Raw genomic sequence first — 20598 nt, 5'->3', positions numbered from 1 at the left:
GGAGCATCGTGACTGACTCGACGATCATCTACACGCAGACCGATGAGGCCCCGGCCCTCGCCACCTACTCGTTCCTGCCCGTGGTCAAGGCGTACGCCTCGACCGCGGGTGTGGACGTGGAGAGCCGCGACATCTCCCTCGCGGGACGCATCATCGCGGGCTTCCCCGAGTGGCTGGAAGAGGGGCAGCGCATCGACGACGCCCTGGCGCAGCTCGGCGAGCTGGCCAAGACGCCCGAGGCGAACATCATCAAGCTGCCGAACATCTCGGCGTCGATTCCGCAGCTGAAGGCCGCGATCGCCGAGCTCCAGGAGCAGGGTTACGCGCTGCCCGACTACCCCGACGACCCGCAGACGGACCAGGAGCGGGACATCCGCGCCCGGTACGACAAGGTCAAGGGCAGCGCCGTGAACCCGGTGCTGCGCGAGGGCAACTCCGACCGCCGCGCGCCCGCCTCGGTGAAGAACTACGCCAAGGCGAACCCGCACCGCATGGGCGCCTGGAGCGCCGACTCGAAGACGAACGTCGCGCACATGGACGGCGACGACTTCCGCAGCACGGAGAAGTCCTACGTCGTCCCCGAGGACGGCGCGCTGCGCATCGAGCTCGCCGGTGACGACGGCTCCACCACCGTGCTGCGGGAGTCCGTGCCGGTGCTGGCGGACGAGGTCGTCGACGCGGCCGTCCTGCGGGTCGCGGCCCTGCGGGAGTTCCTCACCGCGCAGGTCGCGCGCGCCAAGGCCGAGGGCGTGCTCTTCTCCGTGCACCTGAAGGCCACCATGATGAAGGTCTCCGACCCGATCATCTTCGGCCACGTCGTGCGGGCCTTCTTCCCGAAGACCTTCGCCGCGTACGGTGCCCAGCTCGCCGCCGCCGGCCTCACCCCGAACGACGGCCTCGGCGGCATCTTCAAGGGCCTGGAGTCGCTGCCCGAGGGCGAGGCGATCAAGGCGTCCTTCGAGTCCGAGCTCGCCGAGGGCCCGGACCTGGCGATGGTCGACTCGCACAAGGGCATCACCAACCTGCACGTGCCGAGCGATGTCATCGTCGACGCCTCCATGCCCGCGATGATCCGCACGTCCGGCCACATGTGGAACAAGGACGACCAGGAGCAGGACGCGCTCGCGGTCATCCCGGACAGCAGCTACGCGGACGTCTACCAGGTCGTCATCGACGACTGCCGGGCCAACGGCGCCTACGACCCGTCCACGATGGGCTCCGTGCCCAACGTCGGTCTGATGGCGCAGAAGGCCGAGGAGTACGGCAGCCACGACAAGACCTTCGAGATCCCCCGCACCGGCACCGTGCGCGTCCTGGACGCCGGCGGCACCGCCGTGCTGGAGCAGGCCGTCGGCGAGGGCGACATCTTCCGGATGTGCCAGACCAAGGACGTGCCGATCCGGGACTGGGTCAAGCTCGCCGTCACCCGCGCCCGCGCCACCGGCGACCCGGCCGTGTTCTGGCTGGACGAGGGCCGCGCGCACGACGCCAACCTGATCGCCAAGGTCAAGCAGTACCTCCCGGAGCACGACACCGAGGGCCTGCGGATCGAGATCATGTCGCCGGTCGACGCCACCGCGTTCTCCCTGGAGCGCATCCGCCGCGGCGAGAACACCATCTCCGTCACCGGCAACGTCCTCCGCGACTACCTGACCGACCTGTTCCCGATCCTGGAGCTCGGCACGAGCGCCAAGATGCTGTCGGTCGTCCCGCTGATCAACGGCGGCGGGCTGTTCGAGACGGGCGCGGGCGGCTCGGCCCCCAAGCACGTCCAGCAGCTGGTCAAGGAGAACTACCTGCGCTGGGACAGCCTGGGAGAGTTCCTCGCCCTCGCGGTCAGCTTCGAGCACCTCGCGCAGAAGACCGGCAACGCCCGCGCGCAGATCCTCGCGGACACCCTCGACCGGGCGACGGGCACGTTCCTGGCCGAGAACAAGTCGCCCAGCCGTCGCGTCGGCGGGATCGACAACCGCGGCAGCCACTTCTACCTGGCCCTCTACTGGGCCCAGGAGCTGGCCGCGCAGACCGAGGACCAGCAGCTCGCCGAGGCGTTCTCGGCCCTGGCCAAGACGCTGGGCGAGCAGGAGCAGACGATCTTCGACGAGCTCGTCGCCGTCCAGGGTTCGCCCGCCGACATCGGTGGCTACTACCAGCCCGACGACGCCAAGGCGTCCGCGGTCATGCGTCCCTCGAAGACGCTGAACGAGGCGCTCGCGATCCTCGGCTGACCCTCCGGTCCGAGTGAGCGGTGACAAGGCCCCCGGGTACCGCCCGGGGGCCTTGTCCGTGCCCCGGCGCCCGCGGCCCCCGGTCCTCATCGGCCCTCCTCGGCAGCACCGGCGGCGCGGCCCCGTGCTAGAAAAGGGGGCATGGTAGGGCGAAACGGTCGATTCTCGGCCCACCGCGCCGGGGACGGTTCAGGACCGTTGCCGCCGCTGCTCTACGCCGCGCTCGGCGCCGCCGCGGCCCTCGCCGCCACCCGCGCCTCCGTCCGCCGCCGCATTCCGCACGACCCCGACGACCCCGCAGCCCCCGCCCCGCCGCCCGCGCCCGCCCGCGAGGACGCGGCGCCCGGGCCGCCCAGCACCGCCAGCACCCGGCTGGAGCTGCTGTACGACGCCGGGGTGCTGATCGGGACCACGCTCGACGTGGTGCGCACCGCCCAGGAGCTGGCCGAGGTCGCCGTCCCCCGGTTCGCCGACTACGTCACCGTCGAGCTCGCCGAGCCGGTGCTCAGCGGTGAGGAGCCGGGGGGCGAGGCCACCGAGATGCGGCGCGTCGCCGTCCACGGCATCCGGGACGACCATCCGTTCACCCCCGTGGGCGAGATGATCGGCTTCCTGCCCGCCGTCCCGGAGACCGGTCTCGGCCGGGCCTACTCGGTTCTCGCGCCCGATCTGGAGGCCGCGGGCCGGCGCTGGCAGGGGCGGGACCCCGAACGGGCGCGGCGGGTGCGGGAGTTCGGCGTCCGCTCGCTGTTGTCGGTGCCGCTCCAGGCCCGCGGCGTCGTCCTCGGCATGGCCGACTTCTGGCGCGCGGAGTCGGACCGCTTCGACGAGGACGACCTGTCCTTCGCCGAGGAGCTCGCGGCCCGCGCCGCGCTCTCCCTCGACAACGCCCGCCGCTACACCCGCGAGCACGACATGGCCGTCACCCTCCAGCGCAGCCTGCTGCCGCGCAGCCTGCCCGAGCACACCGCGCTGGAGGCGGCGCACCGCTACCTGCCCGCACAGGCCGGGGTCGGCGGCGACTGGTTCGACGTGATCCCGCTGCCCGGGGCGCGGGTGGCCCTCGTGGTCGGCGACGTCGTCGGGCACGGGCTGCACGCGGCCGCCACCATGGGTCGGCTGCGCACCGCCGTGCACAACTTCTCCGCGCTCGACCTGCCGCCCGACGAGCTCCTGGGACACCTGGACGAGCTGGCCTCCCGCAGCGACATCGACAACGGCAGCGAGGGCGCCCACGACGGCGAGGCACCCGGCCTCACCGGCGCCACTTGCCTGTACGCGATCTACGACCCCGTCACGGGACGGGCCACCCTGGCCAGGGCCGGGCACCCGCCGCCCGCGCTGGTCGCGCCCGACGGGACGGTCAGCTTCCCCGACGTGCCCGTCTCCCCGCCGCTGGGCCTGGGGGCCGGGCTGCCGGTGGAGACCGCCGAGCTCCAGCTGCCCGCCGGGTCCCTGCTCGCGCTGTTCACCGACGGGCTCATCGAGGCCCCGGACCACGATCTCGGCGCCGGCCTGGACCGGCTGCGCGGCGCGCTGTCCGGCCACCCGGGCCGGTCCCCCGAGGAGGCGTGCGCCGCGGTGCTGGAGGCGCTGCTGCCGGGACGTCCCGTCGACGACATCGCGCTGCTGGTGGCGCGCACCCGGCTGCTGGACCCGTCGCAGGTCGCCGACTGGGACGTGGTGCCGGAGCCGGCCGCCGTGGCCCCGCTGCGCGCGCAGGTCGACCGGCAGCTGGAGCAGTGGGGGCTGGCCGAGGTCGCGTACACCACCGAGCTCATCATCAGCGAGCTGGTCACCAACGCCATCCGGTACGGCACCGGACCGATCCGGCTGCGGCTGCTGCGCGAGCGCAACAGCCTGATCTGCGAGGTCGCCGACAGCAGCAGCACCTCCCCGCACCTGCGCCGCGCGACCACCACGGACGAGGGCGGGCGCGGGCTGTTCCTCGTCGCCCGCTTCACCCAGCGCTGGGGCACCCGCTACACCGCGCGCGGCAAGGTCATCTGGACCGAACAGCCGCTGCACGTCCCGTCCTCCGGCGACCCGGACGAGGAGACCACCGACGACCTCCTCGACCAGTGGACCGACGAACTCTGACCGGACGCCTCCTGGTGTACTGGCCGCACCGGCGCGTGAGGCGCCGGACGTCTGGAGAGGGAAGCGCCCTGTGAAGACAGTGATCCTGCTGTACGAGGAGTTCACGTCGCTCGACGCCGTCGGCCCGTACGAGATCCTGGCCCGGATTCCCGGCGCCGAGGTCGTCTTCGCCGCCGGCCGCCCCGGCCCGGTCACCGCGGACACCGGCAGTCTGCGGCTGACGGCGCAGGCCGCGCTGGAGGACGTCACCGAGGCCGACCTGCTGCTGGTGCCCGGCGGCCCGGGCCAGCACGCGCTGATGGCGGACGCGCGTCACCTCGACTGGCTGCGCGCCGTGGACGCGACGACCACCTGGACCACGTCCGTCTGCTCCGGCTCGCTGCTGCTCGCCGCCGCCGGACTGCTGCGCGGCCGGCAGGCCACCACGCACTGGATGCTGCGGGACGCGCTGGCCGAGTACGGTGCGGCCCCCTCCGGGGAGCGGGTCGTCTTCGACGGCAAGTACGCGACGGCCGCCGGGGTTTCGGCCGGCATCGACCTCGCGCTGCACCTCACGGGCCGGATCGCGGGCGACGCCACGGCCGAGGCGGTGCAACTGGTCGTGGAGTACGACCCGCGCCCGCCCTACTCCTCGGGCTCCACCGAGACGGCCCGCCCCGAACTCGTCGAGTCGCTCCGGGCCAGCGGGCTGATCGTGGAGCCGGGCACGGGCGGGAGCTGAACGGCCCCCGCCCGCACGGCACTTCGCCGCCCGTCAGTTCGCGGTGACCGGGTAGTGGTCGGAGAGGTTGGTGTAGGTGTACTCCTTGCCCCAGCTCTTCACCGTCCAGGGCGCGGAGCGCTCCTTGACGACGTGGTTGCCCCAGCCCTCCGGGCGCAGGTGGCCCTCGCGGTGCAGGACGAAGTCCAGGTCCTCGCTCGGGTCGTCCGGGTAGCGGTCTGCGGCGACGGAGTTCTCCGCGGTGTCGAACGAGTACCGGTGCCCGGTGCGCTCGTCGGCCGCGACCAGGCCCGCGTTGCCCAGCATCGAGGGGTACTCCTCGCCGTGCCGGTCGACGTTCATGTCCCCGGCGACCAGGACCTGTTCGTCGCCCGGGATGTTCTTGGCGTCGAGGAAGCTGTCGATCGCGCGGAACTGGCGGGCGCGGTCGGCGACGTCCTCGCCGTCGCCGCAGGAGGAGTCGGTGGCCTGGGTGTGCGTGCCGACCACGTGCACCTTCGTGCCGTTCACGTCCAGCACCACGTAGGCGAAGCCCTTGTTGGACATGGCGTCGGAGCCGCAGGCGTCGGCGTAGACGTGCTGTTCCTTGTGCAGGATCGGCCACTTGCTGAGCACGGCGACGCCGCCGTCCTCCGGGGTGGCGCCCGAGTAGGCGCCGCCGGTGGCGTCCCAGCCGTCCTTGCCGCGGCCGACCACCGGGGTCTGGTGCGGGTAGCGGTCGGCGGCCTTGCGCATCAGCGCGTCCGAGGAGGAGTTGTCGAAGACCTCCTGGAGCACCACCACGTCCTGGTCCTGGAAGAACCCGGCCTCGGGGATGGCCTGCGCGCGGTGGTCCTGGCCCCAGTTGGGGTAGAGGTTCTTGCTGAACAGGAAGGTGTTGTAGGTGAGCACCTTCAGCCGGGGCGTGGTCTCCCCGGAGCCGGACGGGGCCGCGGCGGCGGCCGGTACGGCGCCGGTCAGGGCCGTCGCGGCGAGCGCGGTGGCCACGGTGAGGGCGCGGGTCGTGCGGAGGACCGGTATCGGGACGCGCACTGGGATCTCCCGGTGATGTGGGGGGCGGGTGGTTTCCGTCGGGCCCATGTAAGCAGGCGGGCCTGCGAACGCCGACCCCCGGGACTCAAGGGGCGCGGGGAACTGCGCGAACGGCCACCTCGGACCCGCGGTCCACGACGGCACGTTCCTTCCCGATGAGGGGCGGCCCCTAGCGGCCGCCCCGCCGCGCCTCCAGCACCATCAGCGCCGTGTGCAGGGACGTCCTGGACTCGGCCGACTCCAGCGAGACGCCCAGCACCCGTTCCAGCGTCCGCAGCCTGCTGTAGAGCGTGGGCCGGCTGAGGCCGCTGCGCCGTGCCGTCTCCGTCTTGGAGCCCGCCGACTCCAGGTGGGTGCGCAGCAGTCCGAGCAGGTCCTCGCCGGTGCGCGCGTCGTGGTCGAGCAGCCGCCCCAACTCCGTCTCCGCGAAGGCCTGTACGCGGTGGTCGTCGCGGAGCAGGGCGATCAGCCCGCGCAGCCGCACGTCCGTCGAGCGGTACAGCCGCCCCCGCTCCGGCATGGTCACCCCGACGTCCGCGACGTGCTCGGCCTCCGCGATCCCGCGCGCCGCCGCCACCAGGCTGCCCGCGGCCGGTGCCGTCCCGGCCACCCACGCGGCGGTGCCCTCGCCGCCGGGCCGCCGGGGCGCGTGCCGTTCGGTGAGCCGCTCGCGCAGGCCGCGGCAGACGGCGGCGAGCGCGGTGTCCGCGTCCCCCTGGCCGAGCGCCCCCGCGCAGGTCATCACCACGGCGACGGTGCCCTCCCGGCGGATCGAGACGATCGCCGTGTGCCCGGCCGAGGTCACCGACTGCCGTACGGCGGTGAGCAGTTGACGGTCGACCTCGCCCTGCCGCAGCGCGTCCCCCTCGGGCAGCCGCGGCACCCGGACGACCAGCGGCACGTACCGGGTGCTGGGTGCCAGCCCCAGCGCGCCCGCGCGGGCCAGCGCCTCCGACTCGTCGCCGACCCGGCCGCTCAGCAGATCGTCCAGCAGCCCGCCGAGGGCCTGCACGACGAGCGCGTCCCGCTCCTGCTGGAGCATGCGGTGCAGTTGCAGCGACTGCGCGGCCCGCTCCAGCACCATCCGCGCCCGCGCGGGCGAGGGGCCGGCCGCGGGGAGGACGAGCCGCCCCCAGCGCTCGGCCCCGACGCCGACGGGTACGGACGGCCACGCGGCCTGTTCCGCTTCCTGGTCCGGGGCGCGGAGGCGGGAGCGTTCCGCCCAGTTGTCGAGCAGTCCGGCCGCCGGGGCGCCCGCCGTGCAGAAGGCGAGGACGTGCCGGGTGAGGTCCTCCAGGACCAGCGGGGCGCCGAGGATCTGCGAGGCGCGGGTGACGATGTCGGTGGTCGAGGCCCGCGCGATGTTGAGCGAGGTGAAGACCTCGTGCGTGGTGCGCGCGAACTCCACCTCCTCGTACCGGTCGGCGACGATCAGCCGGTGCACCTGCTGCGTCACCTCGACGAAGCGGATCTCCGCCGTCAGCGCCACCACCGGCACTCCGGCCGCGTCCGCGAGCGCGCCCAGCCGCCCGGGCACCTGAGCGATGTGCGTCCCGAGCTCCACCACGAGCCCGGCCACCCGCTGCTCGCCCAGCATCCGCAGGTACGCCTCGACGGACGCCTCGTCGCCGGTCAGCGGCAGGCCGGTGCTGAGGACGAGCTCGCCGCCCTCCAGCAGGTGCGTCAGATCGGTGGCCTCGCTGATGTGCACCCAGCGCACCGGACGGTCCAGGTGCCGCTCGCCGCCCACGACGAGGGGCCGCCCGGCGGCGAGGACGGGCAGCGCGAGCACCTCTCGCACGGTCGGGATCACCCCGGCAGTCTACCGACACTCTGTAAAGAAGACCTCGAACATCCGTACAGACCGTCGCCCCGAGCTCTGGCAGCCTCAACCGTGCAGAGGGCCGCCCGCGCATCCGCCTCCCCCCCCCCGGCGGGCGCGCGGGCGGCCGGGCACCCCGGGGCTCGGCGAGCGCGCGAGCCCCTTGAGCGAGCGAGGGCGAGGACGAGACCGTGGCGAACACCGCACGTGCGCAGATCAGCCATTGGCTGGGCAACACCACCTTCACCGGGACCAGCGGCAGCACCGCCCCCGTGACCAACCCGGCCACCGGCGAGGTCACCGGCGACGTCGCGCTGGCGAACGCCGAGGACGCGCACGAGGTCATCGCCTCGGCCCGCGCCGCCTTCCCCGGCTGGCGGGACACCTCGCTCTCCAAGCGCACCGCCGTCGTCTTCCGCTTCCGCGAGCTGCTGAACGAGCGGAAGCAGGAGCTGGCCGAGATCATCACCAGCGAGCACGGCAAGGTCGTCTCGGACGCGCTCGGCGAGGTCACCCGCGGCCAGGAGGTCGTCGAGTTCGCCTGCGGCATGCCGCACCTGCTCAAGGGCGGCTTCACCGAGAACGCCTCCACCGGCGTCGACGTCAATTCCGTACGCCAGCCGCTCGGCGTCGTCGGCATCATCTCGCCGTTCAACTTCCCCGCGATGGTGCCCATGTGGTTCTTCCCCGTCGCGATCGCGGCGGGCAACACCGTCGTCCTCAAGCCCAGCGAGAAGGCGCCCACCGCCGCGCTGTGGCTGGCGGAGCTGTGGCGCGAGGCGGGCCTGCCCGACGGCGTCTTCAACGTCCTCCAGGGCGACAAGCTCGCCGTCGACGAGCTGCTCACGCACCGGGACGTCAAGGCGATCAGCTTCGTCGGCTCCACCCCGATCGCGAGCTACGTGTACGCGCAGGGCACTGCCAACGGCAAGCGCGTGCAGGCCCTCGGCGGTGCCAAGAACCACGCCGTCGTCCTCCCCGACGCCGACCTCGACCTCGCCGCCGACGCCATGGTCAACGCGGGCTTCGGCTCCGCCGGTGAGCGCTGCATGGCCATCTCCGCGTGCGTCGCGGTCGGCGGTGTCGCCGACGAGCTCGTCGCGAAGATCGCCGAGCGCGCCCGCACCCTCAAGACCGGCGACGGCACCCGCGACAGCGACATGGGCCCGCTCGTCACCGCCGCCCACCGGGACAAGGTCGCCTCCTACGTCCACGCCGCCGAGCAGGACGGCGTGGACATCGTCGTCGACGGCCGGAAGGTCGCGGCCGACGGCGGCGAGGACGGCTTCTGGCTCGGCCCGACCCTGCTCGACCACGTCCGCACGGACATGAGCTGCTACACCGACGAGATCTTCGGCCCGGTGCTCTCCGTCCTCCGCGTCGACACGTACGAGGAGGCGCTGGAGCTGATCAACTCCAACCCGTACGGCAACGGCACCGCGGTGTTCACCAACGACGGGGGAGCGGCCCGGCGGTTCCGCAACGAGGTCGAGGTCGGCATGATCGGCATCAACGTGCCGATCCCGGTGCCGATGGCGTACTACAGCTTCGGCGGCTGGAAGAACTCGCTCTTCGGTGACACGCACGCGCACGGCACCGAGGGCGTGCACTTCTTCACCCGCGGCAAGGTCGTCACCACCCGCTGGCAGGACCCCAGCCACGGCGGCCTCAACCTCGGCTTCCCCCAGAGCTAGGCCCTTCGCGGGGGGCGGTCGCTTCTCGGGGTGCCCCTCGCTGCGCGCGGCCGGCCGCGGGCCCGTCGTGGCCGGTCGCGCAGTTCCCCGCGCCCCCGCTTCTCCCGCCGCGCTTGGGAGGTCTGCGCGAAGGCGCAGGGCTGGCAAGCGCAGCACCCCGGCGCGGGGTGCGCCTCGCTTCATGGGGTGCCCCTCCCCGTACGACGGCGCGTGCGGGTGCGTCCCGCTTGAGCGCGCAGTTCCCCGCGCCCCTTGACGGGCTCCGGGGTGCCCCGCCCCGAACGTCGCCGTGTGCACGCGCGTACCCGCTGAGCGCGCAGTTCCCCGCGCCCCTTGACGGGGCGCCCCTCCCCGCGCCCCTTGTCGGCGCGCCCCCTCCCAAGGAGTCACCCCTCATGGCACCTGAGCCCGGAACGTCCGCAGCCCGTACCTACGCGCTCGACAGAGCGCACGTCTTCCACTCCTGGTCCGCGCAGGCCGAGATCAGCCCGATGGTCGTCACCGCGGCCGAGGGCTCCTACGTCACCGACGGCGAGGGCAACCGGCTGCTCGACTTCTCCTCCCAGCTGGTCAACACCAACATCGGGCACCAGCACCCCGAGGTCGTCGAGGCGATCGCCGCGCAGGCCCGCGAACTGGCCACCATCGCCCCGCAGTACGCCAACGACAAGCGCTCCGAGGCGGCCCGCCTGATCGCCGAGCGCACCCCGGGCGACCTCGACCGGGTCTTCTTCACCAACGGCGGCGCCGACGCCAACGAGCACGCCGTCCGCATGGCCCGCCTCACCACGGGCCGCCCCAAGGTGCTCAGCCGCTACCGCTCGTACCACGGCGGCACCGACGCGGCGATCAACTTCACCGGGGACCCGCGCCGTTGGGCCAACGACAGCGGCACCTCGGGCGTCGTCCACTTCTTCGGCCCGTACACCTACCGCAGCGCCTTCCACGCGACGACCGAGGCCGAGGAGTGCGAGCGCGCGCTCGCGCACCTGGAGCAGGTCGTCCAGCTGGAGGGCCCGCAGACCGTCGCGGCCGTACTGCTGGAGGCCATCCCCGGCACCGCCGGCATCATGATCCCGCCGCCCGGCTACCTCGCCGGCGTCCGCGAGATCTGCGACCGGTACGGGATCATGCTCATCGTCGACGAGGTGATGACCGGCTTCGGGCGCACCGGTTCCTGGTTCGTCGCCGGTGACGAGGGCGTCGTCCCCGACCTGCTCACCTTCGCCAAGGGCGTCAACTCCGGGTACGTGCCGCTCGGCGGCGTCGCGATCGGCGGCCGCGTCGCCGAGCACTTCGCACACCGCCCCTACCCCGGCGGCCTCACCTACTCGGGGCACCCGCTGGCCTGTGCCGCCGCCGTCGCCACGATCGAGGTCATGGAGCGCGACGGCGTCAACGCGCACGCCCGCCGCATCGGTTCGGAGGTGATCGGCCCCGAGCTGGCCGCCTTCGCCGAGCGCCACCCCAGCGTCGGCGAGGTGCGCGGGCGCGGCGTCTTCTGGGCGATCGAGCTGGTCTCCGACCAGGAGACGCGCACGCCCGTCGCCCCCACCGGCGGCAGCAGCCCCGTCATGGCGGAGGCCGTGCGGACGGCGAAGTCCCTCGGCCTGCTGCCGTTCACCAACTCGCACCGCATCCACGTCGTCCCGCCGTGCACGGTGACGGAGGAGGAGGCGCGCGAGGGGCTCGCCGTCCTCGACAAGGTCCTCGGCCGCGTCGACGAACTGGTCCTGGAGGCCCGCGCGGGCGCGTGACGCCCACGACGCGGGGGCCCGGTGGCGATCCGCCGCCGGGCCCCGACTCGTGCGCGGGCGAAGGCGGTTGGCGGCTGCACGTATCTGGTGCCGTCCGGTAGCGGCGGGTTAGCGTGAAGTGTCCGCCGCACCCGAGGACCGACGTCCCCCGCCGGTCCGGTTCGCCGACCCGTCCGGCGTCGAGGGAGCTTCTCCGGCCGCCGGACGTCCAGTTGAGGAGCACCTCCGTGGGCACCACTCTCGACCGCCCGGCAGCCGCCGACCCCCGCCTCCCCTTCGACCGCCCCGACGTCCTGGCCCTCGCCCCGCTGTACGACGTACTGCGGCGGCAGGCGCCCCTCGTCCGCGTCCGCACCCCCGCGGGCGACCCCGCCTGGCTCGTCACCCGCTACTCCGAGGCCCGCGAGCTGTTCGGCGACCCGCGCCTCGGACGCTCGCACCCCAGCCCCGAGGACGCGCCCGGCGTCTCCGACGCGGCCGTCATGGGCGGCCCGCAGGGCGAGTACGCCACCGAACGCGCCGACCACCAGCGGATGCGGAAGCTGCTCACGCCCGCGTTCTCGGCCCGCCGCATGACCGCGCTCGCCGGCCACGTCCGGCAGCTGGTCGGCGAGCGGCTCGACGCGATGGAGGCCGCCCGGGCCGCCGCGCCGGACGAGCCCGTCGACCTGCACGCGCAGCTGTCCTTCCCCGTCCCCGTCCTCGTCATCTGCGAACTGCTCGGCGTGCCCTACGCCGACCGCGCCTACTTCCACGGCCTCTCGCAGCGCGTCGGCCGCCTCGACACCGGCGAGGACGCGCAGCTGGCCATGGACGAATTCCGGGCCTACACAGGTGACTTGGCCGCCGCGAAGCTCCGCGACCCGGGCGAGGACGTGCTCACCGACCTCGCCGTCGCCCAGCGCGACGACCCCGCCTTCACCCACGACGAGCTCACCCGCATCGCCTCGGGGCTGCTCTTCGCCGGGCACGAGACCACCGTCAACCGCATCGACCTCGGCGTCCTGATGCTGCTCACCGACACCGCGCGGCGGGACGCGCTCACCGCCGCCCCGGACCGGCTGGTCAACCCCACCGTCGAGGAGATCCTCCGGCTCTCCGCACCCGGCGGCCTCGGCCTGCTCCGCTACGCGCACGAGGACGTGCCCGTCGGCACGGTCACCATCGCCCGCGGCGACGCCGTGATCATCTCCTCCGGCGCGGCCAACCGGGACGCCGAGGTCTTCGGTGAACCCGACACCTTCGACCCGGAACGCAGCCCCAACCTCCACCTCGCCTTCGGCCACGGCGCGCACTTCTGCATCGGCGCCTCCCTCGCCCGCACCGAACTCCGCACCGTCTTCCGCGAGCTGTTCACCCGCTTCCCCACCCTCCACCTGACCCGCCCGGCCACCGAACTCACCGTCCGCACCGACCGCGTCACCGGCGGCGTGGACGAGGTGCCTGTGAGCTGGTGAGATCCGCCCCGCGGGATGGCCGGAATCCGCCCGCGCCGCGGATCAGGAGGCGGGGCGCGGGGCAGGGTGCCGGGCATGGTGAACAGCACGGCACACAGCGACGAGTCGGTACGGCGCTACTACGACAACGCGGACGTCGACGCCTTCTACGACACCGTGTGGGGCGGCGAGGACCTGCACGTCGGCATCTACGCGCACCCGGACGAGGACGTCGCCGACGCCTCCCACCGCACCGTCCGGCACGCGGGGGACACCGTCGCCGACCTGCTCGGCCCCGGCTCCACCGTCCTCGACCTCGGCTCCGGGTACGGCGGTTCGTCCCGCGCCCTCGCCCGGCGCTTCGGCTGCCGCGTGCTCGCCGTCGACCTCAGCGAGGAGCACAACGCCCGGCACCGCGCCGCCAACGCCCGGCTCGGCCTGGACGGGCTGATCGAGGTCGTCACCGGCACCCTCGACGCCGTCCCGGCCGGGGCCGGCCCGTTCGACGTGGTGTGGTCGCTGGAGGTCCTGTGCCATCTCCCGGACCGCGCACAGGCGTTGGAGCAGGCCACCGGGCTGCTCCGGCCCGGCGGCGCCCTGGTCTTCTCGGACATCATGTCCGCCGAGGGGACACCGCCCGAGGTGCTGCGCCCCGCCATCTCCCGCCTCGGCCTCCCCGACCTGGCGACCCCCTCCTCCTACCGCGCCGCCCTCACCGCCCTCGCCCTCGACGACGTCCGCTTCGAGGAGCGCACCCCCGACCTGGTCACCCACTACACCCGCCTCGACGAGGAAGTACGCCGCCGCGTCACCGAGTTGGAGAAGGTCATCACCCCCGCCTACCTCGACGGCCTCCTCGCCAACCTCCCCCTCTGGACCGACCTGGCCCGCCGCAACCACCTCCGCTGGGGGCTCTTCCACGGGCGGAGGGCGGCGGAGGGCTGAGCCGGCGGGGCCCGCGCGTCACCGTCCGTCGCGCCAGGACGGGGTGAGCCGGAAGACGCGCACCTCGCGCCCGCTGTGCCGCACGTACGCGTCGAAGACGGGCATGGCGCGGGTGATCCGGCCGTGTGCCGCCCGCAGTTCGGCCTCGCCGAGCCGCCGCGCCCGCACGGGGATGCGCCGGCCGCGCCAGTGCACCGTCGCCGCCGGGGTGCGCAGCAGCCGCTGCGACCAGGCGGGGTGCCGGGCCCTGCCGAAGTTGGTGCCCATGACGAGGAAGCCGCCGCCCGGCTCCCGGACCGTGAGCAGCGGGGTGCTGCGCGTGACGCCCCCGCTGTCCACGGTGTCGAGCACCAGGGTGGGCACGGCGGCGCCGCTGGGCATCCACCTGCCGCCGGTCCAGCGGTGACAGGCCAGATCGACCCGCGGCAGCACCCGCGGCCCCAGCCGCCGGAACACGCCGGTACGGCCGAGCCGGGCCAACACGCGGGCGGTCCGGGGGAGTTGGCCAGGGCCCGCTGCCGGGGCCCCGGCGGGCGGTGCCGTCCGCGTGCCCGGGTAGGTGACGTCCGTCAGCGCCGCCGACAGGTGCCACAGGCGCCGGGCGGCCTCGGGGTCGTTCGCCCGGCGTGCGGTGCGTACCCGTACGGCGGGCCCGCGGATCTCGAACCGGCCGCCGGGCCCGACGCACGCGCCGTCCGCCAACTCCCCGTCGACGGCGGCCCGCAGCAGCGGCACCGCCGCCTCCGCCGGGGTGTGCCAGCGCGCGCCTGGAGCCACCGCAGGGCCGCGGCCTCCCGGGGGCGTCCGGCGGCGTGCAGGGCGTCGGACCCCAGGGCCGTGCGGACCAGGCCCGGGTGGGCCGACACGGCGCTGAGCGGCATCCCGTGCTCGCGGGCCCACAGGTTCAGGCCGGTCGTGAACAGCAGGTTGGCGAGCTTGGAATCGGCGTACGCCCGCCACCGGTGGTAGCGGGGTGGCCGGTGCGGGGTGTGCGGGTGCGGACGGCCGAGCCGGTGCAGCACCGAGCTGACGTTCACCACGCGCGGCCGGGGCGAGCGCAGCAGGGCCGGCATCAGCAGCCCGGTGAGGGCGAAGTGCCCGAGGTGGTTGACGCCCAGGTGGGTCTCGAAGCCGTCCCGGGTGAGGCCCGGCGGGACGGCGGCCACACCGGCGTTGTTGAGCAGCAGGTCGATCCGGCCGTTCGCCGACTCCGTGATCCGGACGGCGGCCCGGCGCACCTGGGCCAGGTCGGCGAGATCGCAGGTGACGTGCGAGACGCGGGCGCCCGGCACCCGTGACCTCAACACGGCCGCGGCGGCGGCGCCTTGGGCCTCGTCGGGCGAGACGGTGAGGACGTGCGCGGCGTGCGGGGCCAGCAGCTCGGCGGCGGCGAAGCCGATGCCCGTGCTCGCGCCGGTGACGACGACGGTGCGGCCGGCCGCACCGCGTGCCACGTCGGCGACGTCCCACTCGGCCGGGGACGGCGCCGGCCGCTGCCACGGGGCGGGGAGGGAACGGTGGGACACGAGGGGCCTCCTGGCGTTCCGGCCGGGGGAGGGGGCTCCCGCGCGGGAGCCCCCGTCCGCGGCTACCGGGTGAAGACGATCTTTCCGGCGCCCGAGAGGCTGCGGAGGCCGCTCACGGCGCACCGGGTGACGTCGCTGGTCGGGGTGGTGCTGCCGCCGACGCGGGCGCCCGTGAGAGGGCCGGCGGTGACCTTGCCGCCGAGCAGGGTGTCGCCGGGGCTGAAGCCCTTCAGCGTGCGGGGCGTCGTGCTGATCCGCGAGGTTCCGGCACGGTGGCCCCGCTTGTCGTACCAGGTGACGGTGGCCCGCCCCTTCCCCGGCCGGACGGAGGTGCAGCCGGCCCGCGCGGGAACGTCGGCCCGCAGCACCCCCGTACGGAGGGCACGCGCCGCCTTGCCGGAGGCGGTGCAGGCGCTCAGCCGCAGCGTGCCCCGTACCCGGACGGTGCGCGGGCTCTGGGTGAGGGCGGGGCGGAAGGTGAGGGGCCTGCCCGCGGGAGTGCGGGCCTCGCAGGAGAGGAGACGGTCGGCGGTGCGCTGCGCCTGCCCGGCGGGGGCGGCGTGGCTCGCGGTCATCCCGCCCCCGCCGGACAGGCCGAGGAGGACGGCGGTCGCGGCGGCGAGCGCGAGGGCGCGCCCGCGCCGGTGCGGGGCGGCCCGGGTGGCGTCGGCTGCGTGGTGCATGGTCAGTCCCTTTCTGCTTCTGCTGGGGTGACGGGCCGGTGCTCCCGCGCCGGGCGGGGCACCGGGGTCGCGGGGCGGGGCCGGGGCGGGGCGGGCGGGGGAGGCAGCAGACGGGCCAACGGGCCGGGCAGCCACCAGTTGCGGTGCCCCAGCAGCCGCATCAGGGCCGGTACCAGGACGAGCCGGACGACGGTGGCGTCCAGCAGGATGGCCACGGCGACGACGAAGCCCAGCTGCTGGAGCTCCTGACGGTGGGTGAACAGCAGCCCGGCGAAGGTGACGACCATGACGCCGGCGGCCAGCGAGACGGTGCGCGCGGTGTCGCGGAGGCCGTCGGCGACGGCCACGGTGTTGTCGCCGCTCTCCCGGTGGCGCTCGGCGATGCGGTGGACGAGGAAGACGCCGTAGTCCATCGAGAGCCCGAAGACCAGCGTCACCGTCACCACGGGGAGCAGCAGGTTGACCGTGCCGTCGGCGAACCGGCCGACGGCCAGGGTGAGCAGCCCGAAGGCGGCGCCGAGGCACAGCAGGTTCAGGGCGATCGCCTTGAGCGGGACGAGCAGCGAGCGGAACAGCAGCAGCGTCAGCGCGAAGGTGCCCAGCAGGATCAGCGCGAGCACCTGCCAGAGCCGCTCCCGCAGCTCCCGGTCCAGGTCGTGCACGGTCGCGCTGGGGCCCGCGAGGTGCACCGGCTGTCCCGGCAGCAGCCGGGGCACCAGCCGGTCCCGCAGGTCGCGGTGGAGATCCGCGGCGGCGGGGGAGTCGACGGGGTGCCGCTCGCCGATCAGCAGCACGGTCGTGTCCCGGCCGTTGTCCAGCGCGGTGACGGTGGAGACGCGCGGGTCGGCGCGCAGTTCCCCGGCCAGCCGCTGGGTGTCGACGGGGCCCTCCTTCGGCGGGTGCGGCAGGGCCAGCTGTGTGACGCTCGCCAGACCGTCGGCCTCCATCCGGGCCAGCGCCTGCCCGGCGTCGGACCCGGCGAAGGCACCCCGGTCGAAGTGCACCCCGGTCTGCACACCGCCCAACGGGGCGGCGGCGAGCGCCAGCAGGGCCGTCCCGGCCGCGGCGTAGCGCACCGGACGGCGCATCAGATGCCGGGCCCAGCGCGCCGGTCCCGCTCCCGGCGCGGCCCGGCCGGCCCAGGGCATCGGGCCCCACCCCAGCAGGCGGTCGCCCGTGACGAGCAGGGCGGGGACGAGGGTGAGGGCCGCCGCGGTGGCCAGCCCGGCGGCGAGCACGACGGCGACGGCGAGGGCGCGCACGCTCGGGATGTCGACGACCAGCAGACAGGCGGCGGTCAGCAGCACCGCCGTGCCTGCCCAGGCCGCGGTCGACCCCGCGGTGGCCGCGGTCCGCGCGGCGGCCTCCCGCGGTGTGCCGCCGGCCCCGCGCAGGCGCCGGTAGCGCAGCAGCAGGAGCAGGGCGTAGTCCAGGGCGAGGCCGAGGCCCACCGTGGCGGCGATCGAGACCGTCGTCATGTCGACGCCCTCGTCGGGTCTGGTGAGGGCGAGGACGCCGAGCCCGGTCACCACGACGGCACCGGCCGACAGCAGCGGCAGGACGGCCGCGCCGACCGAACCGAGACCGGCCGCGAGCAGCACGGCCACCACCGGCGCGGTGATCAGCTCGACGGTCCGCAGATCGGCGAGCTCGGTGCGAACGCCCGCCGCCAGCACCGGAGTCACCCCCGTCGGCGCGACCTCCACGTTCCCTGCCGAGGCCCTGCTCGCGCTCGCCCGGAGCGACGCGCTCAGCTCCGGCGGCAGCGGCCGCTCGCCCCGGACGCCGAGCAGCAGATAGGAGTGGCGCGGGTCCTGCCCCGCCACCGGCGGGAGGGGCATGACGGCGCCCACCCCGGGCTCCTCGGCCGCCTTCGCGGCGACGGCCCGGACGGCGCGCCGGTACCCGGGGTCGGAGGCGGGCAGCCCGGACGAGGCGAAGGCGAGGATCACCTGCTGGGAGCCGAGCTGCGGGTACTTCTCGGCGACCAGCTCGGCGGCGGCCGCCGAGGGGGAGCCCTCGATCCGGGTGTCCGGCGGCACCAGCGCCCGCACCAGCCCCGGCAGCAGGGTGAGGGAGAGGAGGACCAGGCCCAGCCACACGGTGAGCACCGCGCGGCGGTGCCGCACCGCGGCGTCGCCGATCCGGGCCGCGGCCGCCGCGCGGCAGGTGAACGGGGGCGCCTGCGGCGCCACTTGAGCATCCCGAGGACTGCCGTTGCCCTTCACTCCTGCTCCAACGCCGCGCCGGAACCGGCGTCACGGGCCTGTCACCTGCGCGGCCCAGCCCGGTGGGCGCGGCGTGCGGCGACGGTGTGACGCCGGTGTCCCGGCGGCCCCCGGCTCGTTTCACCGGCCGTGGCAACGATCTTCGTGGCGCCGGTCCGTACGCGGCTGGCACAGGGGCTGGAGACCTGCTTCACGCCTCCGGTGGTGCCGCTCGTCGTCGGCGTCGTCTGCTGGTACGAGACCTGGCCGCGGCCCGAGGGTCTGCTGTGGGCGCTGGGCGGCATCGGCTCCTGGCTGACGCTGTGCCTGGCCGCCGCCTTCTGCGCGGTACGCCTGGGCTGGTGGCCGGAGTTGATGCCCACGCGGCGGGGGCACCGCGTGGCGCTGCTGGTGATGGTGACGGTCCTGTCGGCGGTGGTCTGGCTGGGGTGCGCCTACGGGGGAGCCCCGCCCCGGCTGCTGGCCTTCGGGGCGGCCGGTCCGCTGCTGGTGGTCCTCGTCCTCCTCGGTACCTGCGCCACCAACGTCTCGCTGCACACCAGCGCGGCCGCCGCCGGCGTCACCCAGCTGACCCTGCTGCTCGACCCGCGCTGCGTCGTCCTCTACGGGGTGGTGGCCGCGATCGCCTGGTCGCGCCTGTACCTGGGGGCGCACACCAGGGGCCAGGTCCTCGCGGGTGCGGCGCTGGGGGTGGCGGCGTGCGCCGCGCTGGCGGAGTTCACCCGCTGACGGCGCGCCTCATTCGACCCTGAACCCCGCGTACCCCCGTGCCGCGACCTCGTCGCACTTCTCGCGGTACGGGGTGACGCCGCCCGCGTAGGGCATGAAGCCGTGGGGTTTTCCGGGGATGTTGGAGCCGGTGTACCAGGAGCGGGCGCGGGGGTAGAGGGTGGCGGCGGCGACCTCGTCGACGTGGGCGGACCAGGCGGCCTCGGCGTCCGGTTCGGCCTCGGCGAGCGGGGTGCCGTCGGCGGTCAGGCGGGCCAGGAAATCGGTGATCCACTCCACGTGCTGCTCGATGGAGACGACCATGTTCGTCAGGACGGACGGGCTGCCGGGGCCGGTCATCAGGAACAGGTTCGGGAACCCGGCCGTGGCCACGCCCAGGTAGGTGCGCGGCCCGTCGGCCCACTTGTCGCGGAGCGCGAGGCCGTCCCGGCCGCGGATGTCGATGCTCCGCAGTGCGCCCGTCATCGCGTCGAACCCGGTGGCGAACACGAGGCTGTCGACGGGGTGTTCGCCGTCGCTGGTGGCCACCCCGTCCGGGGTGATCCGGGTGAGCGGGGTGGCGCGCAGGTCGACGAGGCGGACGTGCGGCTGGTTGAACGCCGCGTAGTAACCGGACTCCAGGCAGGGGCGCTTGGTGCCGAAGGGGTGGCCGCGCGGGGTCAGCGCCTCGGCCGTCGCCGGGTCGTCGACGAGGCCGCGGAGGCGGGCGCGTACGTAGTCGGCCGCGGTGTCGTTGGCCCGCTGGTCGGTCAGCATGTCCGTGAAGGTGGTCAGGAAGGACACCAGCGTGCCCTCGTCCCAGGCCCGCCGGTACCGCCGCTCCCGCTCCTCGGCGTCGACCTCCAGCGCCGACTCGGTGGGCATCCGGACGCCGCTGCCGCCCTCCGGCGGCAGGTCCAGCGGGCCGAATCCGGACAGTCTCGCGTCGGCCCGGACCTGCGCGTACCGGCTTTTGACGGCGGCCTGTTCGGCCGGGTCCAGCGGGCGGTTGTGCGCGGGGACGGCGAAGTTCGGGGTGCGCTGGAAGACCGTCACCCGGGCCGCCTGTTCGGCGATCCGGGGTATGGCCTGGACGCCGGAGGAGCCGGTGCCGATCACGCCGACGTGCTGCCCGGTGAAGTCGACGCCCTCGTGCGGCCACCGGGCGGTGTGGAAGGCGGGCCCGGCGAAGTCGTCCAGTCCGGGCAGTTCGGGGAGTTTGCCGCGGGAGAGGCAGCCGGTCGCCATCACGCAGTAGGTGGCGGCCAGTTCGGCACCGTCGGCGGTGCGCACCCGCCAGCGGCCCGCGGTCTCGTCGAAGTGCGCGGCGCTCACCCGGGTGCCGAGCCGGATGTCCGGCCACAGTGCGAAGCGGTCGGCGACGTGTTCCAGGTAGCGCAGCAGCTCGGGCTGGCCCGGGTACCGCTCGCTCCACTCCCACTCCTGCTCCAGCTCGGGGGAGAAGGAGTACGAGTAGTACAAGCTCGGGACGTCGCAGCGGGCGCCCGGGTAGCGGTTCCAGTACCAGGTGCCGCCGACCCCCTCGGCCTCCTCCAGCACGAGGGTGCGCAGGCCCAGTTCACGCAGCCGGTGCAGCAGGTACAGCCCGGAGAACCCGGCGCCGACGACGATCACGTCGTACCCGGCTCCTCCTCCGTCCCGCTGCGCCTCCGTCTCCCGCGCGGCCCGTGCGGACATCGCTCACCCTCCAAGGTCGG

Annotated in this window: 14 protein-coding genes and 1 pseudogene; 8 read left to right on the top strand and 7 right to left on the bottom strand. The window is 74.4% G+C overall.

Annotation, left to right across the window (positions count from 1 at the left end; genetic code table 11):
* Window positions 1–8 precede the first annotated feature (8 nt).
* The 3 genes and pseudogenes from HCC30_RS10945 to HCC30_RS10935 all read left to right on the top strand — a co-directional run bounded on the left by HCC30_RS10945 (window position 9) and on the right by HCC30_RS10935 (window position 5049).
* Window positions 9–2228, top strand: coding sequence for an NADP-dependent isocitrate dehydrogenase (locus tag HCC30_RS10945; RefSeq protein WP_169442229.1), 2220 nt, complete (start codon window positions 9–11; stop codon window positions 2226–2228).
* A gap of 369 nt (window positions 2229–2597) precedes the next feature.
* Window positions 2598–4328: pseudogene (locus tag HCC30_RS10940) on the top strand (ATP-binding SpoIIE family protein phosphatase); the annotation flags it as partial.
* A 70-nt stretch (window positions 4329–4398) separates the two neighbouring features.
* Window positions 4399–5049, top strand: a complete 651-nt coding sequence (locus HCC30_RS10935; RefSeq protein ID WP_169442227.1) for a DJ-1/PfpI family protein — start codon at window positions 4399–4401, stop codon at window positions 5047–5049.
* 33 nt (window positions 5050–5082) lie between these two features.
* Here HCC30_RS10935 and sph read toward each other — a convergent pair whose 3' ends face one another.
* Both sph and HCC30_RS10925 read right to left on the bottom strand, forming a co-directional pair.
* Entirely contained in the window at window positions 5083–6087 is a 1005-nt protein-coding gene (gene sph / locus HCC30_RS10930; RefSeq protein ID WP_346776584.1) for a sphingomyelin phosphodiesterase, read from the bottom strand.
* A 163-nt stretch (window positions 6088–6250) separates the two neighbouring features.
* Window positions 6251–7894: a PucR family transcriptional regulator gene (locus HCC30_RS10925; RefSeq protein ID WP_169442225.1), complete on the bottom strand. Its 1644-nt coding sequence runs from the start codon at window positions 7892–7894 to the stop codon at window positions 6251–6253.
* A 200-nt stretch (window positions 7895–8094) separates the two neighbouring features.
* Between HCC30_RS10925 and HCC30_RS10920 the strand changes: the two genes are divergently transcribed.
* From HCC30_RS10920 to HCC30_RS10905, 4 genes are all read left to right on the top strand, one after another.
* Window positions 8095–9597, top strand: a complete 1503-nt coding sequence (locus HCC30_RS10920) for a CoA-acylating methylmalonate-semialdehyde dehydrogenase (protein WP_169442224.1) — start codon at window positions 8095–8097, stop codon at window positions 9595–9597.
* Between the two features lie 395 nt (window positions 9598–9992).
* Window positions 9993–11354 (top strand): aspartate aminotransferase family protein, encoded by a 1362-nt coding sequence (locus HCC30_RS10915; RefSeq protein ID WP_169442223.1) that lies wholly within the window; start codon window positions 9993–9995, stop codon window positions 11352–11354.
* Window positions 11355–11581: 227 nt separating this feature from the next.
* Complete coding sequence (locus HCC30_RS10910) at window positions 11582–12811, top strand: cytochrome P450 (RefSeq protein ID WP_169442222.1); 1230 nt, start codon at window positions 11582–11584, stop codon at window positions 12809–12811.
* Between the two features lie 75 nt (window positions 12812–12886).
* Complete coding sequence (locus tag HCC30_RS10905) at window positions 12887–13735, top strand: class I SAM-dependent methyltransferase (RefSeq protein WP_169442221.1); 849 nt, start codon at window positions 12887–12889, stop codon at window positions 13733–13735.
* A gap of 18 nt (window positions 13736–13753) precedes the next feature.
* On the opposite strand, the gene HCC30_RS10900 is transcribed toward HCC30_RS10905, so the two are convergent.
* The 4 genes from HCC30_RS10900 to HCC30_RS10885 form a co-directional block, all read right to left on the bottom strand.
* Window positions 13754–14218 carry a nitroreductase/quinone reductase family protein gene (locus tag HCC30_RS10900; protein ID WP_169442220.1) on the bottom strand — a complete coding sequence of 155 codons (465 nt, stop codon included), beginning with the start codon at window positions 14216–14218 and terminating at the stop codon, window positions 13754–13756.
* An 86-nt stretch (window positions 14219–14304) separates the two neighbouring features.
* The gene (locus HCC30_RS10895; protein WP_169442219.1) at window positions 14305–15261 is read right to left on the bottom strand and encodes an SDR family NAD(P)-dependent oxidoreductase; all 957 of its coding nucleotides are present in this window, start codon (window positions 15259–15261) and stop codon (window positions 14305–14307) included.
* Between the two features lie 62 nt (window positions 15262–15323).
* Entirely contained in the window at window positions 15324–15944 is a 621-nt protein-coding gene (locus HCC30_RS10890; protein ID WP_169442218.1) for a hypothetical protein, read from the bottom strand.
* Window positions 15945–15946: 2 nt separating this feature from the next.
* Window positions 15947–18139, bottom strand: coding sequence for an MMPL family transporter (locus tag HCC30_RS10885; RefSeq protein WP_169442217.1), 2193 nt, complete (start codon window positions 18137–18139; stop codon window positions 15947–15949).
* Between the two features lie 162 nt (window positions 18140–18301).
* Between HCC30_RS10885 and HCC30_RS29145 the strand changes: the two genes are divergently transcribed.
* A complete protein-coding gene (locus HCC30_RS29145) occupies window positions 18302–18901 on the top strand; it encodes a phosphatase PAP2 family protein (RefSeq protein WP_169442216.1) in 600 nt (199 codons plus the stop codon).
* Window positions 18902–18910: 9 nt separating this feature from the next.
* Here HCC30_RS29145 and HCC30_RS10875 read toward each other — a convergent pair whose 3' ends face one another.
* Complete coding sequence (locus HCC30_RS10875) at window positions 18911–20578, bottom strand: NAD(P)/FAD-dependent oxidoreductase (protein WP_169442215.1); 1668 nt, start codon at window positions 20576–20578, stop codon at window positions 18911–18913.
* Between the last annotated feature and the right edge of the window lie 20 nt (window positions 20579–20598).

The organism is Streptomyces sp. HNM0574 (genome assembly GCF_012726235.1).
In the GTDB taxonomy this organism is placed as follows: Bacteria; Actinomycetota; Actinomycetes; order Streptomycetales; family Streptomycetaceae; genus Streptomyces.
Note: the sequence above shows the minus strand (reverse complement) of the source record. Positions and strands in the feature narration are given on the sequence as shown.

Bases quoted from the DNA above. Each gene is read 5' to 3' on its own strand.
- HCC30_RS10890 (WP_169442218.1), bottom strand. From the start codon at position 15,944: ATGCACCACGCAGCCGACGCCACCCGGGCCGCCCCGCACCGGCGCGGG.
- HCC30_RS10875 (WP_169442215.1), bottom strand. From the start codon at position 20,578: ATGTCCGCACGGGCCGCGCGGGAGACGGAGGCGCAGCGGGACGGAGGA.
- HCC30_RS10905 (WP_169442221.1), top strand. From the start codon at position 12,887: ATGGTGAACAGCACGGCACACAGCGACGAGTCGGTACGGCGCTACTAC.
- HCC30_RS10915 (WP_169442223.1), top strand. From the start codon at position 9,993: ATGGCACCTGAGCCCGGAACGTCCGCAGCCCGTACCTACGCGCTCGAC.